Source organism: Flavobacterium pedocola (assembly GCF_053764385.1).
The window spans coordinates 44012-67989 of record NZ_JBSNCR010000007.1 but is presented as its reverse complement, the minus strand read 5'-3'; the positions used below and the strand labels follow the sequence as shown (position 1 = coordinate 67989).

General features: G+C 42.8%; 18 protein-coding genes. 8 read left to right on the top strand and 10 right to left on the bottom strand.

What is annotated here, in order from left to right; translation table 11 throughout:
• Positions 1 to 3: 3 nt before the first annotated feature.
• Positions 4 to 1344 carry a hypothetical protein gene (locus ACWPKD_RS14375; RefSeq protein ID WP_455413386.1) on the bottom strand — a complete coding sequence of 447 codons (1341 nt, stop codon included), beginning with the start codon at positions 1342 to 1344 and terminating at the stop codon, positions 4 to 6.
• Between the two features lie 149 nt (positions 1345 to 1493).
• On the opposite strand from ACWPKD_RS14375, the gene ACWPKD_RS14370 reads away from it, so the two are divergent.
• Both ACWPKD_RS14370 and ACWPKD_RS14365 read left to right on the top strand, forming a co-directional pair.
• Complete coding sequence (locus ACWPKD_RS14370) at positions 1494 to 3332, top strand: tetratricopeptide repeat-containing sensor histidine kinase (RefSeq protein ID WP_455413385.1); 1839 nt, start codon at positions 1494 to 1496, stop codon at positions 3330 to 3332.
• 51 nt (positions 3333 to 3383) lie between these two features.
• Positions 3384 to 4130: a LytR/AlgR family response regulator transcription factor gene (locus tag ACWPKD_RS14365; protein ID WP_455413384.1), complete on the top strand. Its 747-nt coding sequence runs from the start codon at positions 3384 to 3386 to the stop codon at positions 4128 to 4130.
• 89 nt (positions 4131 to 4219) lie between these two features.
• On the opposite strand, the gene ACWPKD_RS14360 is transcribed toward ACWPKD_RS14365, so the two are convergent.
• The 9 genes from ACWPKD_RS14360 to panC are packed head-to-tail and all read right to left on the bottom strand — an operon-like array spanning position 4220 to position 12386.
• Positions 4220 to 6184, bottom strand: a complete 1965-nt coding sequence (locus ACWPKD_RS14360) for a transglycosylase domain-containing protein (protein ID WP_455413383.1) — start codon at positions 6182 to 6184, stop codon at positions 4220 to 4222.
• 20 nt (positions 6185 to 6204) lie between these two features.
• Complete coding sequence (locus ACWPKD_RS14355) at positions 6205 to 6720, bottom strand: hypothetical protein (protein ID WP_455413382.1); 516 nt, start codon at positions 6718 to 6720, stop codon at positions 6205 to 6207.
• A 7-nt stretch (positions 6721 to 6727) separates the two neighbouring features.
• Positions 6728 to 7192 (bottom strand): gliding motility lipoprotein GldH family protein, encoded by a 465-nt coding sequence (locus ACWPKD_RS14350; RefSeq protein WP_455413381.1) that lies wholly within the window; start codon positions 7190 to 7192, stop codon positions 6728 to 6730.
• A complete protein-coding gene (locus ACWPKD_RS14345) occupies positions 7164 to 7508 on the bottom strand; it encodes a hypothetical protein (RefSeq protein WP_455413380.1) in 345 nt (114 codons plus the stop codon). The genes ACWPKD_RS14350 and ACWPKD_RS14345 overlap by 29 nt, the downstream gene beginning before the upstream one ends.
• 25 nt (positions 7509 to 7533) lie before the next feature.
• Positions 7534 to 8895 carry a DNA repair protein RadA gene (radA, locus tag ACWPKD_RS14340; protein ID WP_455413379.1) on the bottom strand — a complete coding sequence of 454 codons (1362 nt, stop codon included), beginning with the start codon at positions 8893 to 8895 and terminating at the stop codon, positions 7534 to 7536.
• A gap of 1 nt (position 8896) precedes the next feature.
• A complete protein-coding gene (locus ACWPKD_RS14335) occupies positions 8897 to 10159 on the bottom strand; it encodes an alpha/beta hydrolase-fold protein (protein WP_455413378.1) in 1263 nt (420 codons plus the stop codon).
• A gap of 48 nt (positions 10160 to 10207) precedes the next feature.
• The gene (locus ACWPKD_RS14330) at positions 10208 to 11122 is read right to left on the bottom strand and encodes a lysylphosphatidylglycerol synthase transmembrane domain-containing protein (RefSeq protein WP_455413377.1); all 915 of its coding nucleotides are present in this window, start codon (positions 11120 to 11122) and stop codon (positions 10208 to 10210) included.
• 50 nt (positions 11123 to 11172) lie between these two features.
• Positions 11173 to 11523 carry an aspartate 1-decarboxylase gene (gene panD, locus ACWPKD_RS14325; RefSeq protein ID WP_313804708.1) on the bottom strand — a complete coding sequence of 117 codons (351 nt, stop codon included), beginning with the start codon at positions 11521 to 11523 and terminating at the stop codon, positions 11173 to 11175.
• Positions 11524 to 11537: 14 nt separating this feature from the next.
• The gene (gene panC / locus ACWPKD_RS14320; protein WP_455413458.1) at positions 11538 to 12386 is read right to left on the bottom strand and encodes a pantoate--beta-alanine ligase; all 849 of its coding nucleotides are present in this window, start codon (positions 12384 to 12386) and stop codon (positions 11538 to 11540) included.
• 109 nt (positions 12387 to 12495) lie between these two features.
• Here panC and ACWPKD_RS14315 point away from each other — a divergent pair, with 109 nt between their 5' ends.
• The 6 genes from ACWPKD_RS14315 (at position 12496) to ACWPKD_RS14290 (ending at position 23916) form a co-directional block, all read left to right on the top strand.
• Positions 12496 to 13302, top strand: coding sequence for a glycogen/starch synthase (locus ACWPKD_RS14315; RefSeq protein ID WP_455413376.1), 807 nt, complete (start codon positions 12496 to 12498; stop codon positions 13300 to 13302).
• 13 nt (positions 13303 to 13315) lie between these two features.
• Entirely contained in the window at positions 13316 to 15010 is a 1695-nt protein-coding gene (locus ACWPKD_RS14310; RefSeq protein ID WP_455413375.1) for a DUF4270 domain-containing protein, read from the top strand.
• 2 nt (positions 15011 to 15012) lie between these two features.
• Positions 15013 to 16860, top strand: a complete 1848-nt coding sequence (gene glmS, locus ACWPKD_RS14305; RefSeq protein WP_455413374.1) for a glutamine--fructose-6-phosphate transaminase (isomerizing) — start codon at positions 15013 to 15015, stop codon at positions 16858 to 16860.
• 150 nt (positions 16861 to 17010) lie between these two features.
• Positions 17011 to 18522 (top strand): F0F1 ATP synthase subunit beta, encoded by a 1512-nt coding sequence (gene atpD, locus ACWPKD_RS14300; protein ID WP_455413373.1) that lies wholly within the window; start codon positions 17011 to 17013, stop codon positions 18520 to 18522.
• A gap of 76 nt (positions 18523 to 18598) precedes the next feature.
• Positions 18599 to 18880, top strand: coding sequence for a F0F1 ATP synthase subunit epsilon (locus tag ACWPKD_RS14295; RefSeq protein WP_455413372.1), 282 nt, complete (start codon positions 18599 to 18601; stop codon positions 18878 to 18880).
• A 239-nt stretch (positions 18881 to 19119) separates the two neighbouring features.
• Positions 19120 to 23916 carry a VPS10 domain-containing protein gene (locus tag ACWPKD_RS14290; RefSeq protein ID WP_455413371.1) on the top strand — a complete coding sequence of 1599 codons (4797 nt, stop codon included), beginning with the start codon at positions 19120 to 19122 and terminating at the stop codon, positions 23914 to 23916.
• Positions 23917 to 23978 lie beyond the last annotated feature (62 nt).

Sequence of the window (23978 nt, the reverse complement as noted above, 5' to 3'; positions counted from 1 at the left end):
AGATTATTGTTGAAGGGTTTTGATATCGTTTTCAATGGTTAAAATCAGTAAACAGGTTGCCGTACAGAACACCGGGCTGGTGATGCAGTGGTGGCCGTTCCAGCTGCCGTTTTCGTTCTGGATCTTGATGATTTTCCCGCTCACGTTGTCGTACCAGTGTTTCCAGTCGTCGTCTTTTTTGACCAGTAAGGATTCTCCGGTTTGCAGAAAGCTCATGAATTCCTCGCCGCCGTTGTTCCCGAAACCGTTCATGACGTTATTGTCCATCGCCTGTACTTTGGCAGCGTTGTAGACTTTGCTCGCTACTTCGTAAGACGCAGCTTTTTCACGGGTAACGCCGATTCTCTCAAGATTTTCACGGTTCATTTCGGCGCGTTGGCTGATTTTGCCCTCGGCTTTGGCTTTTTTGAACACTTCCTCGGCTTCTTTAGCTTCCCCGGCACTGCCGCGTACCGAGCTGCTTACCGCATACAGCATGATCCCGGCGCCGTCATCGGTTTTGGCTGTTTTGGTATCCGCATTGTAGTTGCTTTTCTGATAGTTTCGCGCAGCATCGATTTTATCTTTGCTTACTTTGATGTTCTTGTTTTTGGAAGCCTGCTCCAGTCCTGCATTGGCAAAAGACGATTGCAGTACCCCTGCCCATCCCGCACCGGAAACTTTTCCGCTGGCATCATAGGATTTTTCCACTTTGTCCACACAGATCTGGATGGCATTTTCCACTCTTTTTTTCAGGCTTCCGTCAGATAAAGAAGGTACTACTTGATTTAAGAACTGCAGGGTTAAAGCGGCATCAATATTTTGGCCTAATTTGGTCTGGATCTGTGTGCCGCGCACCTGGGTGATGAACTCGTTGTTTTTGTTTTTTTCTATTTCGGACAACAAAAAATCCAACGCATTTTTTAATTGGGTTTTGTACTTTCCTTTTTCGATCGAATACCCCATACGGTACAAGGCCATGGAAGCCATTGCAGTAGTCGCCGGATCGGAAGCCACCGCATGCGGGTTCATTTCCCCTTGGTTGCTGTGCGAGCCGGCACCCCAACCGCCGTCTTGGTTTTGGGCTTCTGCCAGCCATCGTTCTCCTTTTTCTATGGTCGCTGCTGTTTTGGAATCATTTTTGTATTTAGCATAATCGGTTACGGATTGTTCGCCCATCACCGACATAAACACACAGGGTTTTTCTTCGGCAACCGGTTTTTCTTCAACAGTCGGTTTTTCAGTGACAACTGTTAGTTTCGTTGGAAGAAATGTTTGTGGTTCACCCGGGAAAAGGGAAGTATACGCCACTCCTGTAATCAAGACAGAAGCGCTCAAGACTGCGATTAAATTTTGCGTTTTCATGATTTTTGGTTTATGATTCTATCCCAAAATTATCCTGAGAAACCGCACGTTTTTTACAGAATGGGTGAAACCGGGTTTTGACTTGGTGAATTACCTTGTGGAACCGTTTTTAAAATATTTACTTTACATTTACATAGAAACCTATTATTATGCCACGGATAAAGGCCATTTTTACGCTACTTTTTTTACTGCTGAACTTCTCTTTTGAGGCTTCGGCACAGCAGGATACTATTCTGCCAAGTGCTAATGCCGTAAGAAGTAAAAAAGCGGCACCTTCTAAAATCAGTAAAGCGGCAGACGATCTGAAAGTATCGTTGGATGCGAACGATGAGGTGAAAATTGCCAAAAATTATGAGAAGGTAGCGGACGGGTTCCTGGAAAAAGGCGACAAAGTAAAAGCGGAAGAATACCTGAAAAAAGCACTGGCAACCTATACTAAACTAAAACGAACTTCCGACAGGACCAGAGTGACCCGAAGCCTGGCCAAAGTGCAGGAATCGCAAAACAAGATCAGTTCGGCCATTCAGAATTATGAAGCGGCAGGAGCTGTGGCCCCGGATAGAAACTCCGAACAAATAAATTTAAATGATGCCAAACGTTTGCGCAACGCGGATAACCCGGCAGCACAAATGGGCTATTCCAATTCGAACATCCAGCTTTTGGAAAAAGAGGCCAAAAAAGAAGAAGTAGCCGATGCTTATGTACAGCAGGCGCAAATGAGCCTGCAGCAGAAAAACAATAATATTGCCATTCAAAGTTATGAAAAGGCGATTACCTATGTAAAAGACCAACCCGAAGAAGTAACCAAACTGAAAACGGAAATCGCGAAAGTATACGCCTCCGACAATCAGTTTGACAAGGCGTTGGGCATCAGTGAAAAATTGTTGGCCGAAGCGAAAACCACTAACGATTTCGATACGCAAATCAAACAGTTGCAAACCCTCGCGACCATTTATTTTAAGAAAAACGAACCGGAAAAAGCCATTCAGTGCCTGCAACAAGCGTATCAGTTGGCGTTGGCGCAAGGCAAAACGGATGAGGTAAAAAACAGCTTACTGCAATTGCTACAGTATTATAAAACACACGGCAAAGACAAGGAGAGTATTGCGCTGTATGATGATTTCTTTCAGAATTTCGACAAGCTCATCCGCAACGACAGTTCTTTGCTTGACGAGAAAGCGTTTCAGGTCACCGAAGAGAAAATCCGTCAGCTGGAGCAGGAAAAAGCATTGAAAGATGAGCTTATTGCCAAGAAAAACACCTTCAATTATGTGTTGATGGGTTCACTGCTACTGTTGTTGTTATTAGTTGGTTTGATTGTAAAAGCGCTGTATTCCATCAAAACCAAGAACAAGGAAATTGCGTTGCAGTCGTTGCGCCGTGAGATGAACCCGCATTTTATCTTCAACAGCCTGAACAGCGTGAACCAGTTCATTTCGCAGAACAAAGAGCTGGAAGCCAACAAATACCTGACCTCGTATTCCCACCTGATGCGGAACATGATGGAAAATTCCAATAAGGATTTTATCAGCCTGAGCAACGAAATTGAACAACTAAAAAAATACCTGGATCTGGAGCATTTGCGTTTTCAGGACAAATTCGAGTATCAGATTGTGGTCGATGATTCACTGGATACGGAAACGACTCTGGTGCCGAACATGCTCATCCAGCCGCATCTGGAAAACGCGATCTGGCATGGTTTGCGCTACCGGGAAACCAAAGGGTTGCTGCTGCTGAAATTCGAACTGAACAGAGGGAAAGTTTCAGTAATTGTGGATGATAACGGCATCGGCCTGACCGAAAGCGCTGCATTGAAAACTCGTAACCAGAAAGTCCATCAGTCCAGAGGCGTTACCAATACCAAAGAGCGTATCAGCCTTTTGAACGAATTATACAAAACGAATATCGATTTTTCCATCACCGAAAAGAACAGCGGCACTACCGGAACACTGGTAATCCTGATTTTTCCTTTGCTTGATAAAGTATGATGTAAACCGGACAGGTTTTTAAAACCTGTCCGGTTTCTTAAATAAATAAAAATGACTTTGCAAAAAATAAAAGCCGTAATCGTAGAAGACGAAGCCGCCGCGCGCGAAGTGCTCAAAAACTACCTTAGCAAGTATTGCCCGCAGGTGGAATTGATTGGCGAAGCACAGAACATCAAAGAAGCGGTACCGTTATTGCACGAAGTAACACCGCAATTGGTGTTTTTGGATGTGGAAATGCCTTTCGGGAATGCGTTTGACGTGTTGGAAGCCTGTAAAGATTTGCAGTTCGAGACGATTTTCGTTACCGCTTTTTCAGAATATTCATTGAAAGCCTTGAACCAGAGTGCGGCATATTATCTGCTGAAGCCCATTAGTATTGAAGAACTGATTGTAGCCGTAAACAAGGTGCAGCAGCATATCCTGAACAACGAACTTTTCAACCGGAACAAAATCATCGTGGAGAATTTCCGCGAAACCCAGCCCGAGAAAAAGCAGGTTATTTTGCCAACACTGGAAGGCTTTGAAGTGGTAAAAATGGAAGATATCGTCCGTTTGAGAGGCAACGGCAATTTTACCGATTTGCACTTAGCCGATGGCAGCAAAAAAATGGTCTGCCGATTTCTGAAACATTTTTCAGAGATTTTGCCGTTTCCGTTTTTGCGCGTGCACAAGTCGCACATCATCAACATCAACTTTGTGAAATCCTATAACAAAGGTGGTTACATCATGCTGAACGACGGCGCGGAAATCGAAATATCGCCCACGTATAAAGAGGAGTTTCTACGTAATTTTAAATAAAGAAGGGTTGTAAGAAATGGCACGCGGATGATGCTGATTTTGGCGGATTTAAACGGATCATTCAAGAGACTCGAAAACCTCTCCTTTCTTTAAAAATCAAACTCCTCCGGATCAAAGCTTATGGAATCGGTAGCGGTAGAATCCACAACGGTTCTCAGTTTTAAAAACGAACGCGCCCTTCCCGAAATGTAAATCGGAACAGATTGCCCGACAGTGTCCTGATCCGTAATCAAAGCACGGCGCAGCATCAGGTTTTTGATGTATTTCTGGTTCTTTTGCGCATACGGTTTCTGGTTCCCCTGATCGTCAAACTGCCACATGAATTTCTTCGGCTTCGGTACAATGGAGGCCAGATACAAACATTCGTTTAACGTTAAATCGCTTGGTCTTTTCTGAAAGTAAAATTGCGAAGCTTCGGCAATCCCATACACGTTCGGTCCCCATTCAATCACGTTGAAATACACTTCCAGCATGCGCGATTTGCTTGCAATGCGGTTGTTTTCCAAAATATACACCAAAAGGATTTCTTCGAGTTTACGGGACAGGGTTTTTTCACGGGTCAAAAAGACGTTTTTCACCAACTGCATGCTGATGGTACTCGCGCCACGGGCAAATTTCCTGGTACGGATGTTCTTTACAATCGATTGTTTAAACGCTTCGTTGATAAACCCGCGGTGACGGAAAAAGGAAGGGTCTTCGTTGGTCAGCACTGCTTTTTCCAGATACGGTGAAATCTGATCCAAAGGCGTGTAATCCGGATTGGCAGATCCAACCAAAATAGGCCGTTGCGGGACGCCGTTTTCAATAGCGCGGTAGGTAAACTGTTCGTTAAGCATCGCCAGATTCGCTTCCCCGTATTTGGTGATGCGCAGGTTTTCTTTGTTGAGCTTGCTGTCGAAAACCAGTTGGTCCGGTTTGTTTTTGTTGTATTCGAAGTTGAGGTGGTAATCGAAAAGCCCGTCTGCTTCCATGCCTTCAAAATGGGTAAAAAGCCCCTTCGGCAAGGAGGTGATAAAATCCTGGGCCTTCATCTTCGGAATAGCGACTTTCAGCCTGTAAATCGTGTCTTCTTCGGTGTTGTACTGGGCAAATGGCTTAATCTTTATGTGGTTCAGTTGTGCCGATGAGCTGCTGTCGATGGCAATAAAATCACTACCTAGCAGGAAACGGTAGTCGAAGCGCGCGTTGGCAATCACCACGTCTTTTCTGGCAATTTTCGGATGGTTGAGCGTGAAGTTTTGGATGGAGGTAAAACCGTCAATATGCAGTTCGCCGCTTTCCATTTCGAGTTTGTCCAGTTTCACGTGGATGTTGTCGAAGCTCGATTTTAAGCCGAAACGCTCATCAATATATGGGAGTTGGATCTTAGAGGTATCGCTGCTGAAAAACTTAAGATCGGCTTTCTTTTCCCGAGGATCGGCAAAACCGCTGATTTTCCAGTGCTGCGCAAAGGTGTTCGTTTTCACGTGAATAGCCGATTGCAGCTGATGGTCTTCCAGACGCAAATCGTTCAGGTGCAAGGTTACTTTTCGGCCCATATCGTCCATGCGGAGCGATAGATTTTCAAGCTGCATTTCTGAAGGCACTAAGTTTAAAACCCGGTTTAAAATGCGGTAGGCGAGTTTGGCGTAATTGCGTTTTTCGGTCGATTTTTCTTCGTCGTCGCGTTTGAGAAAGGCGTCAAAATTACGACCGTTTTTATTTTTGACCAACTGGATGAAACCGTTGTTCATCTCCAGGTTTTTCAACTGAAGGTCTCCGGTAAGTAACTCCAGAAAGTTGTAACTGGTTTTTATTTTTTGTACAGCCAAAAGCGTGTCGGCGTTTTTCGGCACCAGGACAAGGTCGTGCATTTCCAATTCGGAAATCCCGTTAAAGTTGGCCTTTTTTACCGAAAAAGTACAGTCGTAATCGTTTTGAAATTTGGTCTCGGCTTTGGCAATTAATTGCTGTAACAGGGAATCACGGAAGTAATATAAGCCTCCGAAAAACAGCACTAAAAGCACTCCGAATACCTTCAGAAACAGAAATAACTTTTGCTTTTTGGTTCTCATTCCAGTTAAAAATTGTTGTGTTATTGTGGCAACGAAGCTACTAAATTTTCGACTTCTAATTTCTGCTCCGCGTATTTTTGTTGCAGTGCCGAGCCTTCGCCCATGCGTTTGTAGTACTCGAGGGCTTTCCCGGCAAAGAATTTTTTATGGAAATCGGAGCATTCCGGTATCCGCGGAAAGATTTTGTGGAACAGCATTTCGTAATAGGCCTGCCATTCGCGTTCGTTCTTGTCCAGGACCATCTGTTCTTTGGATTTCTGTACCACGTGTACCATTTCGTGGGCAATCAGGTTCATGATCATTTCAAAAGGGAAAGCAAAGGCATTTTCCGGAATACGGATGATTTGCGGCTGCCCTATTTCACCTTCGGCAGTCATCAGGATAAAATCCGGTTTAGCGCCTTCACGGTATTCAAAACCTTTAAAATTAGGATGTTCCAAACCGAATTCCTTAATCAGGAATTCGCAGGCCTGCGCCGTTTCGCCCAGCTCGTGAAAACTGTTGATGATCTGCAGGATATCGGCTTGGGATTTCATTTATCGTTTATTTTACAGCTTCCACTTCGAGACCCACGCCAAGAACATCGGGTAAGTAAGGTCCTTTAAGCGCGTTTGAAAGGGTTACGGTATACTTTCCTTTCAGAAGTTTTACGTTTTCTTTGATCGGACTGATTAAATCACAAAAATCACCGCTGCAATCGGCCAGTTGTTTACCGTTGGCGTCTTTTATTTTCAGATTGAACGGTAATTGCTCTTCCTTTCCGTCAGGGCCAACTATTTTTATCAACAAGGGCGCACTTTCATAGGGATAACCGTATACATGGCTGAATTTCAGGTTCAGGTTGTAGGTTTTGGAAGCATCTTCAATGGTGAATTCATGCGTTTTCACATTTTCGGTTGTCCAGCGATTATTTTCAAAATCCGTGTCCAGTTTACTGTAAACGGAAGATTTGTCGCAGGCTACAGATACAAATAGTAAACTAAGAAATAAAATTGCTTTTGCTTTCATGGCTAAATTGATTTAGAGAATAAGGATGTTCTTTAATGGCTCCATTTTCTTTTAAATAGATATAAAAGAGATAAGTAAAAAAGAGACTAACAACGAAAGAAATGATAAAAGCCAGTTGCATTTTCCCTTTTACGATAAAAACGGTAGACAGGAATAAAACGATTCCAATCAGTAAAAGCAAGGCAGTAACTAAAAGCATCCCCAGTTTTCTTTCCCCCAGACTCTGCGTGGACAAAACGAAAATTTCGCTTAGGACTAAAAAGGAATAAAAGAAAAACCAGATGCCATACAGTATTTTACCGATATTATTTATCATTCGCTTTTATTGTTTCTTCTGATTTTTATCCGAACAATTGTTCCACCACGTCTTCAATCTTCGCCACCATTTTGATCTCTATTAACGTGTTTTTTAGGGAAATCTTATTGTATTTAGATACAAAAATCGTTGAAAAACCTAATTTTTCCGCTTCCTGTATGCGTTGCTCCACACGGTTCACCGGACGGATTTCGCCCGAAAGCCCTACTTCGCCGGCAAAACAAACGTCTTTACCCACCGGGATGTCTTCGTTGGAAGATAAAATAGCACCCACCACCGCCAAATCAATAGCCGGGTCGTCTACGGAAATACCACCGGTAACGTTCAAAAATACGTCTTTTGCCCCCAAGCGGAAGCCGGCCCGTTTTTCCAATACGGCTAAAATCATGTTCAGACGTTTAGCATTGTAGCCTGTTGTGCTGCGTTGCGGTGTTCCGTAAACGGCAGTGGATACCAACGCCTGTATTTCGATCATTAACGGTCGCATGCCTTCTAGAGTTGTGGCGATTGCGGTTCCGGAAAGTTCTTCGTCTTTGTGGGAAATCAAAATCTCGGACGGATTGGCCACTTCGCGCAGACCGGAGCCCTGCATTTCGTAAATCCCCAATTCGGCGGTAGAGCCGAACCGGTTTTTAAGTGAACGCAAGATGCGGTACACGTGGTTTCTGTCGCCTTCGAATTGTAAAACGGTATCGACCATGTGCTCCAGAATCTTAGGTCCGGCGATGTTGCCGTCTTTGGTGATATGCCCGATCAAGATCACCGGAACATTGGTTTCCTTGGCAAACTTGATCAGTTCTGCGGTACATTCGCGGATTTGAGAAATGCTTCCGGCGGACGATTCGATATAATCCGTATGTAGTGTCTGTATGGAATCGATGATCACGATTTCCGGCTGGATTTCCTCAATCTGACGGAAAATGCTCTGGGTTTTGGTTTCGGTTAAGATGTAACAATTGTCGGTGTCGGAAGTAATTCTTTCCGCACGCATTTTAATCTGTTTCTGGCTCTCTTCTCCCGAAACGTAAAGGGTTTTGTAGGGTAATTTCAAAGAAATCTGAAGCAACAGCGTACTTTTTCCAATGCCCGGTTCTCCGCCTAACAAGGTAAGTGAGCCGGGAACCAATCCGCCCCCCAAAACCCGGTTGAGCTCCCCATCCTTGGTGTCCAACCGGATTTCTTCAGCAGAATCGATTTCTTTTATCCGTAAAGGTTTGGTCGCTTTTTTTACCGTTGATGTTTCGGTTTTCCAGGCGACTTTTTCCTCTTTCTGTATGATTTCTTCAACTATGGTGTTCCATTCTTTGCAGGCAGTGCATTGGCCTTGCCATTTGGCAAACTGAGTGCCGCAGCTCTGGCAAAAAAAGGAGGTTTTTATTTTGGCCATTTTACTGTTTTGGTTCTTCTTTTGGCGTTTCTGCAGGGGTTTCTGCCGGTGCATCGGTTGGCGTTTCCGCAGGTTGCTCCTGAAGTTCTTCTTCTGCTTTTTTACGGTTGTCTTTTCCTTTTTTCAGTTGTCCTTTGATGGCATCGGCACGTTCTAACATCATGTCTTTGGTCAGGTCGCGGATTGCCTCTTGGTTGAAGGCTGCCATAAAGGCTTTTTGTGCTTTGGAAGGTTCTCCGGTATTGTCATACATCATCGCTAAATGATAGTTGGCCAACATCGATTTCGGATAATGTTTCTTGGCTAAATCCGATAAAGGTTTGAAATCTTCGTAGTTTTTGTTTTTCATGATCGCCGCTTCTATAGCTTTGAAATCACTCAGACGGATTTTCGGCATAAAGCCTAATTTCTTTTCAATAGCCGTGTATTTGTCTACAAGATATTGGGTATGGCCTTTGTCCAGTTTGCCCAGTTTTTCCTGGAATTCGTTCATGGAAATGGGTTGGTAGCCGTCGAAAATTGCGTAAATAGCACTGTTGATAGCGTTCGGAACCAGGGAATAATGCGAAGAGTTTTTGAAGTCGTCGAAGCTGTATTTTACGAAATCGGTTTTTACGATTTTAGCACCTTCGTCCAGTACTTTGATGCGCTCGCGGTCTTTTTTCAGGTCGCCGTCTGCCGTGGCCAGGTAGAAGAAAATCGGTTTCTGCATGATTTTCAAACGCTCCGGGATACGGGTTTCCATCTCAGCCGGTAAGTCCGGACTTAAGCACAAATAGGCGTTAAACACAGGGTTGTCTTTGTATAAGTAAGCGTTCAGAAAACCTGCGGTCAAGTCGTGCCCAACAATCAAACGGTAAGGTGCCACGCGGAATTTCTTCTCAAGATACGGTAAAAGTTCAATACCCAGGAATTCGAAAAATTTTGCCCCTTGCTCGGTCGGTAAGCCGTTTTCGTCGAACTGGGAATCGTATTCACGCTCGTTAGCCGCATTTTGGTTGATTCCGACAAGAATCACTTCCGGAAGGTCGTCCCAATAGGCGCCGTATTTCATCACGCCCATCACCGGATCCAAGAGGTATTCGTTGTCCAAGACCACAAAAATCGGGTATTTCTTTTCTTTATTGGTTTCGTAAGAAGGAGGAAGTACAATGGTAACGTTACGCGGACCGTTTAATTTCTGGGATTCGAACGGTTCGTCGAAACGCTGTGCAAACATTGAACTGGTTAAGAATGCGAACAATAACAGTAATTTCGTCTTCATATAATTTACTTTAGTTAGCTGTTGAAAATAGAACAGCAATATAGTAAATTATTTTTTGCGTTGCAGTATCGGTAAAAGTAAAAAGGAAAGTACGCCTAAGAGAAATACCAAAGCGGTTTGTGAGGACCATAAAATCCATCCGAAAGCAGTTCCGGCTTCTTCAGGGATGTTATACAGGACCAGGATTTCTGAGATCAATAAAGGAAAAGCCCCAAAACCACCATTGGTGAATGTAACGGCCAAACTTCCCACAACAAATGCGGTTACGATGGTGCCAAAACCAATGCCGCTGGTTTCCGGAAGTGCGAAAATGGCGGAATAAAAAGTAAGGACGTAAGAGATCCAGATCACGGCCGTTAACGCCAAAAAAGGAATGCGGTTGGGCATTTTAAAGGTGCTCATAAGCCCTTCTGCCAAGCCTGCAATTTTCTCTTTAATAAAGAGTATGGGTTTCCATTTGGAATAAATGAAAAGCAGTAAACCGGTTATAAGGGCGAAGCACGCAAAAATCGCTAAATAGACTAATTTCTGAAATGGAATTTTTTCGCTTATAAAGGCCTGCAACTGATCAAACTGAAGGAAAAAGGCGGTCAGGATGAAACTGATAAGAATGAACAAATCGATCACCCGTTCGGCAATAATGGTTCCGATAGCTTTGTCGAAGGGAATGTCGTAGGTCTTCTTCAGTACTAAGGCACGGGCAATTTCCCCTGAACGCGGAATCGTATAATTCATGACGTATCCGATGTTAACCGCGGCGAAATTGATTTTGAAACTGGACAAATAGCCCATGTGTTCCAGGCTGTAGCGCCAGCGATACCCTCGGGCCGCAAGACTTACGATGGAAAACAACGAAGAAATAAAGATGTAGGTATAATTGGCATTTTTGAAATGCCCTTTTATTTTCTCGAGTTGTTCCGGAGTGTAGCTGTAATACGAATACAAAACTAAAAAGACTCCCAATGAAAGTGGGAGTCCTATGCTCAGTATTTTTTTTAGCTTTTCGTTCAAAACTATTTCAGTGAATTGTCTTCTTCGTTCGGGAAGATAATCGAAGGTTTGAAAGCCTTGGCTTCTTCACAGGTAAGTGTTCCGTAGGCAATGATGATAATGATATCGCCTTTGTGCACTTTTCTGGCTGCCGGTCCGTTCAGGGTGATTTCGCCACTGTTTCGCGGCCCTGTAATCGCGTAAGTTTCCAGACGTTCCCCGTTATTCAGGTTTACAATGGACACTTTTTCGCCTTCGTAAATATTGGAAGCTTCCATTAAAGCTTCGTCTATGGTAATACTACCGATGTAGTTTAAATCGGCTCCAGTCACCTTCACGCGGTGAATCTTGGATTTTACAACTTGAATCAACATGATGCAAAGTTATATCAATTTAATGAAATATTGTCAATTAATCGTACGTTGTTTATGAAAACAGCAATAAAACCGCGGTATTTCTTCGATTTGCTCTTTCTTTTGCAGGGAAGCAAGGTGGCTTCATCCGCAATTTCGAAGTATTCCAGCTGGAAATCCGGATGTTTTTTGAATTCGTTTTCCACAAACGCAATCACCTCCTGAGCGGATTGTTTTTCAAATTTGGTTTTAGCGTTTTTTAACGTCTTGTAAATTAAGGCAGATTCTTTTCGGGCTGTTTCGGAAAGCCTTTCGTTTCGGGAGCTCATGGCCAGTCCGTTGGGTTCCCGGTGGATGGGGCAGCCGTGGATGATGACCGCCATTTTGTGTTTCTCCACCATTTTTTTTACGATCTGCAGCTGCTGAAAGTCTTTTTCGCCGAAATAGGCATTGGTAGGTTCCACAATTTCGAAAAGTTTTTTCACGATGGTACCCACGCCATCAAAATGGCCAGGTCGGTGTGCGCCTTCCATCTGGAATTCCAGTCCGTCGTAATCGAAAGCTACGGATTGGGTTTTGCCTTCGTAAATATCATCTACGGTTGGGGCATACACTATAATGTCTTTGGAAAGGGTTTCGATTTTTGCCACATCGCTCTCGAGGGTTCTCGGGTATTTTTCCAGATCTTCCGCGTTGTTGAACTGCGTCGGGTTCACGAAAATACTCACTACGGTGATGCCGTTGTTTTTGTTTGATTCTTTCATCAAAGAAAGATGGCCCTGATGCAAAGCGCCCATGGTAGGAACAAATCCGATTTTGGTTTTCGGTCTTCGTATTTGTGCCAAATGTGCCTTTAAATCGGACTTTTTGGTGAAGATGAACATTTTCTTCTGATTTAAATTGGATAGCAAAATTACTATTTTGTTAAACAACTGCATAAATTTTTGTAATTTTGCATGTTTTTTGTACCTATTACTAAAATAAAAATTGCAAATGGAAGATAAGAGGATATTGTATGTATCATCTGAAGTAGTGCCGTACTTAGCTGAAAATGAGGTTTCTTTAATGTCGTATGACGTGCCGAAAATGATCAACGATCAGGGTGGACAGATACGAATTTTTATGCCGCGATACGGAAATATTAACGAGCGCAGACATCAGCTGCATGAGGTGATTCGATTGTCCGGGATGAATTTGGTGGTGAACGATATGGACATGCCTCTGATTATTAAAGTAGCTTCCATTCCTAAGGAGCGTATTCAGGTATATTTTATCGACAACGATGAATATTTCAAACGCAAAGCCACTTTTACGGACGAAGAAGGGGTGTTGTATCCCGATAATGACGAGCGAGCGATTTTCTTTGCGAAAGGTGTGGTGGAAACCGTAAAAAAATTAAACTGGGTGCCGGATATTATCCACGTACACGGTTGGATGGCCGCAATGTTGCCGGTATACATGAAACATTTCTATAAAAACGAAGTGCTTTTCGCCGATACCAAAATCGTTACTTCTGTTTACAGCCAGTCTTTTGACGGTACTTTAGATACCACGATGATGAACAAAGTGATGTTCGACAATGTGCCGGAAGCATCCGTAAAAGATTTAGCGGTGCCGGATTTCGAGAACATTATGAAAGCTTCGATTGCCCACTCCGATGCGGTGATTGTGGCCTCTGAAGAGGTTTCGCCAAGTTTAACAAAATTTATAGAAAGTTCGGGTAAACCTTTTTTACCTTTCGTGGCTAAAGATAAGTTCGCGGAAGCGTATACCGAATTCTACAGAAAAAGCGTTTTATAATTTAAAAACAGATATGGGTAAAATATCATTGATTGGGAAATTGTCCTTGTTGGCATTGACGGTTTCTTTTATTTCCTGTGACAAAGATTTCAACACGATTGGTTCTGATATTGTAGGGGAAGATTATTTCGATTTGAATAAGCACACCTTCTATGGTTTGCAGACGGGTTCGGAATTGACCGGTGCGGTTCAGACCAATAATTTACCGGTAAACTCTTTTGGGGTTTACAACAATCCTGTTTTTGGTAAAACCACCTCTCATTTTGTAACACAAGTGGAACTTATCGGGGCTGCTCCGGACTTCGGGGATAATCCTCAGGTGGATTCGGCTTGGGTATACATTCCGTATTTCAACCATGCCGACGGTATGGAAGATGACAATATCCGACGCAAGTATGTGTTGGATTCTGTGTATGGCAGAGAGACGAAATTTAAATTGAAAGTATACGAGAACGGCTATTACATGGGGAACAATGATCCGGGTGAGGCTGACGGTATCCTGAAGCACTATTCCAACGAAAAGGATCTTAAGATTGAACCTTATAAAAGAGGGTTTGACGATTCCGGGCAGTCGGTTGTAAACGGATCGCCGCTTAACGACGGACCGGTGTCGGAGAACGATGAGTTTTTCTTTGATAAGTCGGAGAAGATCATTTATAAAACCAACCAGGCAGGACAGTTTTTGGATGCCTCGAATGTGGTTACCACAGATCCGGAGAAAAAAGTCATCAAAGACAGATTTGCGCCCGGGATGTGGATCAACCTGAATAAAGAATTCATTAAGAACCGAATATTGAAAGCTCCGGATGCCGATTTGCTGAACAACAACGTATTTAAAGAATATTTCAGAGGATTGTACTTTAAGGCGGAAGCCAATGCGGATGATAAAGGGGCTATGGCCATGCTTGATTTCTCAAAAGGATATATCCAGATAGAATACAGTTATGAGGCAACTTCCGGAACTCCTCCGGTTACCACAACCAAAAGAAGCAGCGTGAAGCTTAATCTTAAAGGAAATACCGCGAATTTCTACGATAACAATTACAACATGAGCGTAGGGCCTAACAGACTGCTGTTAACCGGTGGTGGTAAAGGGACAACAGGTTCGGGTGAAGGATCGTTTGCGTATATTGATCTGTTCGGACCGGATGCCGATAATGACGGAACCCCGGATGAATTAGAGTACATTAAATCCCAAGGCTGGCTGATCAACGAAGCGAACCTTGTGTTTTATGTAGACCAGAGCGTTATGGGAATAGATGAAGTAAATCCTGATACAGAAAACCCAAGACCTTTTGAGCCAAAAAGAATTTATTTGTACGATTCCAAGAACAACAAACCGATTGCGGATTACGCGCTGGATCCTACCATAAGTCCTTTAGGGTCTAAATTCAACAAGTATTTTTACGGAGGGATTCTTGAAAAAGATGCTGCCAAAAAAGGGGTAAAATATAAATTCAGAATTACCGAATACCTTAAAGCCTGTATCAAGAAAGATTCCACGAACTTCAGGCTTCGTCTTGCGGTTACCGAGAACATTGGGAATGCTACTAATGTGTACCTGAAAAGCCCGGTGGGTACCCCGCAGGTTAAGATGTTGCCTACGTCTTCTGTGGTGAGTCCTTTAGGAACGGTTTTACACAACCAAAACAGTGAAGATCCGGAAAAAAGACTTAAATTAGAGATTTATTATACAAAACCCGATTAATTATGTGTGGAATTGTTGGATATATCGGTCACAGACAAGCCTATCCTGTGATCATCAAAGGGTTGAAACGATTGGAGTACCGTGGGTACGACAGTGCCGGTGTGGTGCTGTGTGAAAACGGCGCTTTCAAACTGGCTAAAACCAAAGGAAAAGTTTCCGATTTAGAGGCAAGAGCCGAAAAAGAAATCTCGCTGACCGGGACCATGGGTATGGGGCACACGCGTTGGGCTACTCATGGGGTGCCGAACGATGTGAATTCGCATCCGCATTATTCCAATTCCGGCGAGTTGGTGATTATCCACAACGGAATCATCGAAAATTACGAGCCTTTGAAAAAAGAGTTGATTAACAGAGGATATTCCTTTAAATCGGATACCGATACAGAAGTGTTGATCAACCTGATCGAAGAGGTTCAGAAAAAAGAGAACCTTAAATTAGGAAAGGCAGTGCAAGTGGCTTTAAACCAAGTGGTTGGCGCATATGCTATTGCCGTAATGGACACCAAAAAACCCGATGAAATCGTAGTGGCCCGTTTGGGAAGCCCGTTGGCGATCGGAATTGGGGAAGACGAATATTTTGTGGCTTCGGATGCTTCGCCTTTTATTGAATACACCAATAATGCGATTTATCTGGAAGACGAAGAAATGGCAATCATCCGTTTAGGGAAACCGATGAAAGTCCGTAAAATCAAAGACGATTCTTTGGTGGATCCTTACATTCAGCAACTTCAGATGAACCTGGAGCAGATTGAAAAAGGTGGTTACGATCATTTCATGTTAAAAGAAATCTACGAACAACCGAACGTAATTAAAGATACATACCGCGGTCGTTTGCTTGCCAACAAAGGCATCATCCAGATGGCAGGTGTGGAAGATAATATTGAAAAATTCACCAACGCGAACCGAATCTTAATCGTGGCCTGCGGAACTTCGTGGCATGCCGGTTTGGTTGCGGAATATATTTTTGAAGAATTTGCCAGAATCCCGGTAGAGGTGGAATACGCTTCGGAGTTCCGTTACCGAAACCCGATCATTTACCCGAATGATGTGGTGATCGCGATTTCACAATCGGGAGAAACTGCGGATACTTTGGCGGCCATCAAATTGGCAAAAGAAAAAGGAGCTTTCGTGTTTGGAGTGTGTAATGTGGTAGGTTCGTCTATTTCACGTGAGACTCACGCAGGAGCTTATACGCATGCCGGTCCGGAAATCGGGGTGGCGTCCACAAAAGCGTTTACAACTCAGATTACTATTTTAACGCTTATCTCCCTTCGTTTGGCTAAGGCTAAAGGAACGATGAGCCATACGGACTACCAGCGTTATTTGTTGGAACTGGAACTGATTCCTGAAAAAGTGGAAGAGGCATTACAGACCAATGATGTAGCAAAAACTATTGCTTCTATTTACAAAGATGCGCCGAATTGCCTTTATTTAGGTAGAGGATATAATTTCCCGGTGGCTTTGGAAGGGGCTCTTAAATTAAAAGAGATCTCCTATATCCACGCGGAAGGGTATCCGGCTGCAGAAATGAAGCACGGGCCCATCGCGCTTATCGATGAGCAGATGCCGGTAGTGGTAATTGCACCAAAGCAAAACCATTACGATAAAGTAGTAAGTAACATACAGGAAATCAAAGCCCGAAGCGGAAAAATCATTGCGGTGGTAACCAAAGGCGATGTGCAGGTGAAAGAATTAGCCGACCACATCATCGAAATCCCGGATACAGCCGAAGCATTAACGCCGTTATTAACGACAATTCCGTTACAATTGCTGTCGTATCACATTGCCGTGATGCGCGAATGTAACGTCGATCAGCCTAGAAACCTAGCAAAATCGGTTACTGTGGAATAATATTGAAAGCGGATTTTTACAGTCCGCTTTTTTATTGCAAAAAATTCAAAAATTAAGTTGGATTATTACGCGATAAAAAACTATCTTTGCGCTCTGAAAAAAGAGGTTTTTTCATAAAACGTAAATAGCTGTTTAATAAATACATAAGCAATGTCTAAAGTTACAGGTAAAGTTGCACAAATTATCGGACCTGTTGTTGACGTGGTTTTCAACACACAAAACGCCGAGCTTCCAAAAATCTACGATTCATTGGAAATTACTAAAAAAGATGGTTCAAAATTAGTACTTGAGGTACAGTCTCACATTGGTGAGGACACAGTTCGTACTATCTCAATGGATTCGACAGATGGGCTAAGTAGAGGTACTGAAGTGCTTTCAACAGGAAATCCGATTCAGATGCCGATTGGTAAAGATATTTACGGACGTCTTTTCAACGTAATTGGTGATGCTATTGACGGTCTTGGAGATTTGCCAAAAGATGGTGAGAACGGATTACCAATCCACAGATCGGCTCCAAAATTCGAAGATTTATCAACTTCAACAGAAGTTTTATTTACAGGTATCAAAGTAATCGATTTGATCGAGCCTTACGCAAAAGGAGGTAAAATTGGATTGTTCGGTGGTGCCGGAGTAGGTAAAACGGTATTGATCCAGGAGTTGATCAACAATATTGCAAAAGGTCACGGTGGTCTTTCCGTATTCGCAGGAGTAGGAGAGAGAACACGTGAGGGGAATGACTTACTTCGTGAGATGTTAGAGTCTGGAATTATCAAGTATGGTGATGATTTCATGCATTCTATGGAAAACGGAGGATGGGATTTATCCAAAGTTGACAAACCGGGAATGAGAGAGTCTAAAGCTACTTTCGTATTCGGTCAGATGAATGAGCCACCTGGTGCTCGTGCTCGTGTAGCTTTATCAGGTCTTTCTATCGCTGAGTATTTCCGTGATGGAGCTGGTGAAGGTCAGGGGAAAGACGTACTTTTCTTCGTAGACAACATCTTCCGTTTTACACAGGCGGGTTCTGAGGTGTCTGCGTTATTAGGACGTATGCCATCTGCGGTAGGTTACCAACCGACATTAGCAACTGAGATGGGTGTGATGCAGGAGCGTATTACATCAACTAAAAAAGGTTCCATTACTTCTGTACAGGCGGTTTACGTACCTGCGGATGACTTAACGGATCCGGCGCCTGCTACAACGTTCGCGCACTTAGATGCTACAACGGTATTGTCCCGTAAAATTGCTGAGTTAGGTATTTACCCTGCGGTAGATCCACTGGATTCTACTTCTCGTATCCTTACTCCGGAAATTTTAGGAAAAGAGCACTACGCTACTGCACAAAGAGTAAAAGAGATTCTACAGAAATACAAACAATTACAGGATATCATCGCGATTTTGGGTATGGAAGAGTTGTCTGAAGAAGATAAACTTTCGGTATCAAGAGCACGTCGTGTACAACGTTTCTTGTCTCAGCCGTTCCACGTTGCCGAGCAGTTTACAGGTATCCCTGGAGTATTGGTTGATATCAAAGATACTATCAAAGGATTTAACATGATCATCGACGGTGAGTTAGACCACTTACCTGAGGCGGCGTTCAACTTGAAAGGTACCATCGAAGATGTGATCGAAGCTGGACAGAAAATGTTAGCAGAAGCATAATCACATATTTTAAATGTTGAATGTTGAGTTATAAATTAATTTAAAATTCGAAATTTAAAATTCAAAATTTAAAAAGATGATTGTAGAAATTGTATCACCAGAAGCCACATTATTCAAAGGAGAAGTTACTTCGGTAGCGGTTCCGGGAATAAATGGTGAGTTCCAGATGTTGAACAACCACGCGCCTATCGTGTCGTTGTTGGGAAAAGGTAACATAAAAATCGTTGGTTCGAACATTAAAATTGCCAAAGAATTTGTAGAAAAATTCGACAAAGTTAATGAACAGACCTATTGGTTGCCTATCACTTCGGGAACTATCGAAATGAATGACAATAAGATAATTGTTTTAGCCGACTAAGACAGTTAATAAATAAAAGAAAAGCCTGACAAAATATGTCAGGCTTTTTTTGTTTGTTAGGGATCCTTCGGCTATCCGCTTTATTTTTTACTTTTTTATAGTAAAAGGATGCCTTTGTTATCAGGGCTGTTTTTGGAAAGTTGGGACGAAATGCAATTAAAATTAGCATTAAATATCTTGAAATGAGTGATATAGAAAATGTTTTTTTATATTTTTGGGTCAACCCAAAAAGTATTGAAATGAAGTTTTTTAAGATTGCACTGTTGCTGTTCTCCACCACCATTGTTTCTGCCCAGAATCAGTGGAAACAGCTGATGTTCGATAAAACCAGTAACTTTAATGAAATCGTTTCAGATTTCAATAAGTATTACCAGGAACGTGGTATACAGGATGCTAAAAATTTACCTAAAGGATTAGGTATAAAACAATTTAAAAGATGGGAGTACTACTGGTCCCAGAGGGTCGATGTTAATGGGAATTTCCCGGAAGACGGCAGTGTTCTAAAAGAATATCAAAAATATTTAGATCAGAACAGTACTAACAGATACGCTACCGGAACAGGAAACTGGAAAATTGTCGGCCCTGTTTACAGTCCTTCTAATAACACAGGTCAAATGACCGGTAATGGGCGTGTGGCCAGTATTGCATTTCACCCAACCCAACCTAATACACTATTTGTCGGGGCGCCTGCAGGAGGATTGTGGAAATCCACTGATAACGGGTATACCTGGACAGAATACTCCATCGGATTAACAAGGCTTGGCGTATCCAGCATTGTTGTGCATCCAACTAATCCCGACATTATTTACGTTGGTACCGGCGATAGGGATGCCGGGGATTCGCCCGGATATGGTGTGTGGAGAAGTACCGACGGCGGACAAACCTGGTCACCGCGAAACACCGGAATGGGTAACAGGACCATCAATGAAATTATTATGAGTCCTGTTGATCCCAATATTTTGCTTGCGGCCGGATCCAACAACATAGTATATCGTTCAACGGATGGGGGAGCAAACTGGCTGGCTTCGGCAGGTTTAACGGTCAATCCGAAAGACATTGCTTTTCATCCCACGAATTCGAGTATTGTTTATGCTTCCGGGACAAAATTTTTCAAATCAACAAACGGAGGAGCGAATTGGGCAGAAGTAACCAGTGGGGTACCAGCAGGAACAGACAGGATTGCTTTAGCAGTATCGCCAAATCAGCCCAACTGGGTATATCTTTTAGCCGGTGGGGGTTCAGGATTAGTCGGTATTTATAAGTCTATTGACAGTGGTGCAAATTTCGCTACGCAAACGACTGGGCCCAATATCTTAGGCTATGCCACCAATGGGAGTGATACGGCCAGTCAGGCTTGGTATGATTTAGCAATTGCGGCCGATCCTACTAACGCAAATATAATTTATACCGGAGGTGTAAATCTGTGGAAGTCGCTCGATGGCGGTGTTACAATGAGTTGTGTTTCTTATTGGGTTTCCTCTAGTGGAGGTATTGATGGTGTTCATGCCGATCAACATGTGTTAGAGTTTTCTCCACACACCAATGCAGTATACAACGGTAACGACGGTGGGTTGTATTATACCACAGATGGCGGTGTAAAATGGAATGAGATTAGTAGTGGTTTGGGAATTGCCCAAATCTATAAAATAGGGGTTTCACAGCAAAAATTTGATTTAGTAATTAATGGTTATCAGGATAACGGATCGGCAATGGGCAGAGGCTCAAATTTTGTTACCGTAAGAGGTGGCGACGGAATGGAATGTGCCATTGACCCTACCAATGACAACTATATATATGCCGAGGCATACAATGGGAGTATCTCAAGATCAACAAATGGAGGAGCATCTTTTTCAGGTATTGCAGGTTCAATTACGGAAGGCGGCCCTTGGGTAACGCCCTATAAATTAGACCCAAATAACAGCAACACGATGCTTGCCGGATTCGTTAATATTTGGCGGAATACCGATGTTAGAGCAACGAATGTTTGGACACAGATTTCTGCCTTTGCAGGGACTTCAACCGTTGTGGATTTGGCTATTGCACCCTCTAACAGCAACGTTGTCTATGTATCCCGAAACGGAACAAATAGATTTTACAAATCTTCAGATGCTTTAGCCGCAAGTCCAACATGGACTGATTTAACAGCCAGTTTGCCAGTTACAAGTACACCAAAAGATATTGAAATTGACCCGACAAATCCAAATATAGTATACGTTGCCATAGGAAATAAAATATATAAAACTACCAATGGAGGTACCAGTTGGGCTGACTTTTCAGGAACGTTGCCCGCAATCTCGTTGAATACTATAGCTATTGACAAGTCCAGTCCTATAAGCGCGATGTATGTGGGTATGGATGTTGGGGTTTACTACAGGGATTCAACTATGAGCAACTGGATTAGTTACTCGACCGGATTGTCTAATCTGGAAATTACGGAACTTGAAATACATTACAATACAACCGAATGCAATAGTAAATTGTATGCGGCCACCTATGGGCAAGGACTTTGGGTTAGTGATTTGAAAGACCCGGGAAGTGTTGCCCCGATAGCCTGTTTTGATATAAAAAACACCAGTGGTTGTACCGATGCTGTTTTTCCGTTAACCGATAATTCGAATAACACACCAACCTCATGGTTATGGTCGATTACTCCTGCTACATTTAGTTTTGCGAACAGTACAACGGCAACTTCACAAAACCCACAAGTACTGTTTAATGCATCAGGTTCTTACACCATTCAGCTTACGGCTACTAATGCCTTTGGATCAAGTGTAGTTTCAAAAATAGCCAACATTCAAATAAGCGCAGGAACGATTGCTTCAAGTTTTAATCAAAATTTTGAAACGCAAACCGCCTGCAGCACGGCATCGAATTGCGGTGCTGACGTTTGTGCTATTTCGGGACTATGGTCTAATTTAACAAACGGCACGAAAGACGATATTGATTGGCGAATTGATGTAGGTGGAACCCCAACCGTAAATACAGGGCCTGATGTCGATTATAACCCTGGTACGGCAACCGGTAAATATGCCTATCTTGAAGCGTCAAGCTGTCGTGCAAACACGGCCATTTTAGAAAGTCAATGCATTTTTTTGGATCAGGATTACAACTTTGAATTTGCCTATCATATGTATGGCGAATCCATGGGAAGCTTACATGTAGACCTTTTCTCAAACGGAGTTTGGAAGGAAGATTACATTACGCCATTTTACGGGGACAAAGGAAATCAGTGGTACAAAGCCAGTATCGACCTGAATGCGTTTGTGGGGCAAACCATAAAAATCAGAATTAGGGGCATCACCGGTTTTGCGAGTGATTCAGATCTGGCCATTGATGATATATTGATAGTTTCAAAATGTTCAGAAGCTACCGTATGGAATGGCAGTGCTTGGAGCAACGGTATTCCAAATACAGATAAAATTGCGGTTATCAACGGAAACTACAGCACTGCTGTCTCCGGAAATATAGAGTGCTGTAAAATAGTGGTTAATAATGGTTTTGAGTTAAACATAAACGATTCAAATTACGTATTGGTCGAAAATGAAGTGACGGTTAACGGTACTTTAAAAGTAAAAAACAATGGGTCATTGGTTCAGGAAAATAATGCGGCAATTAATACGGGAAATATTACCTATGAAAGAATCGCTTCTATCCGTCAACAGGATTATGTGTATTGGTCTTCACCGGTTTCCGGTTTTGTAACCAACAATATTTCAACGTTAACGCCTTCACAATACATTTTTAAATGGGACCCGACTTATGTCAATCCCAACGGCGGTTCCGGATATTGGTTAAATGCATCCGGGCAGCTAATGTCATCCGGAAAAGGCTATATAGTGCGAGGGCCAAGTACTTTTAATAATTCCAGTGTTCAGAATTTCACAGCCATATTTAATAATGGGGTGCCTAATAACGGTGTGATTTCAGTGCCAATTTCAAGAGGAAACCGTACAGCCAATTTTGTTGGAAATAATGGTGTGAATATCACAAAATTTGATGATAACCTGAACCTGATAGGAAATCCGTATCCTTCCGCTATTGACGCTTTATCATTTCTGAATCTGAACAGTGGCGCAATTGAAGGTACCGTAAGGATCTGGACCCACAATACACTGCCTTCAGGCGGAACGTCAAATCCTTTTTACGGAAGTTATGTTTCGAACTACTCCACAAATGATTTCATAGTGTACAATGGAACCGGAACCCTTAGCGGACCAACCGGTTTTAACGGATTTATTGCCGGCGGACAAGGTTTCTTTGTCACCATGCATGATGGCCCGGCGGCAACGGGCAATGTTGTCTTCAAAAACGAATTGAGAAGTAAGGCAAACAACAATAGTCAGTTTTACAGAACGGAATCCGGTATTCAGAAAAACAGGATATGGTTGGATTTGGTAAACAGCAGCCAAAGTGCTGACCGTACTTTGATCGGGTATGTTGAAGGCGCGACAAATCAAAAAGATTGGTTGTTTGATACTTACACTAAGGTAGAGGCCAATACACAGAGGATTTACACTTTTGCCAATGATGATCCGCTCGCCATACAAGCATTCGGACTTCCTTTTTCCGATACGCATGTAGTGCCGTTGGGCGTTCAGCTACCTGCTGCGGGCACTTATAATATTTCGTTATTTGCGGTTGACGGCTTGTTTGCCAATCAGAATGTTATTGTAAGGGACAAGCTCAATAATGCGGAGCATAACCTAAAACAATCACCGTATGTTTTCGTTGCACAGCAAGGAACCTTCAACAACCGTTTTGAATTAATTTATAAAAGTGAATTGCTGGACAGTCAGGATTTCAATGCCGCCAACAGCTTTGCCGTTTTTGGAAACGAATCCGGAATCCATCTGAAAGCAGCTGAAATAATAACGGAAATAACGGTTTATGATGTTTTGGGAAGGATTTTATATGCAGGGAAAGGTGAGAGTAAAAACGAAGCCGTTATTTCGAGTATACCTCCTTCCAATCAGACACTGTTAGTAAAAGTAAAGCTTGAAAACGGAACGTTACTGACCAGAAAGCTGATTTTTTAAAAAAGAATCTAAAAAGCCCGACAAATTGTAGGGCTTTTTTTATTTTTACAGCATTAATTAAT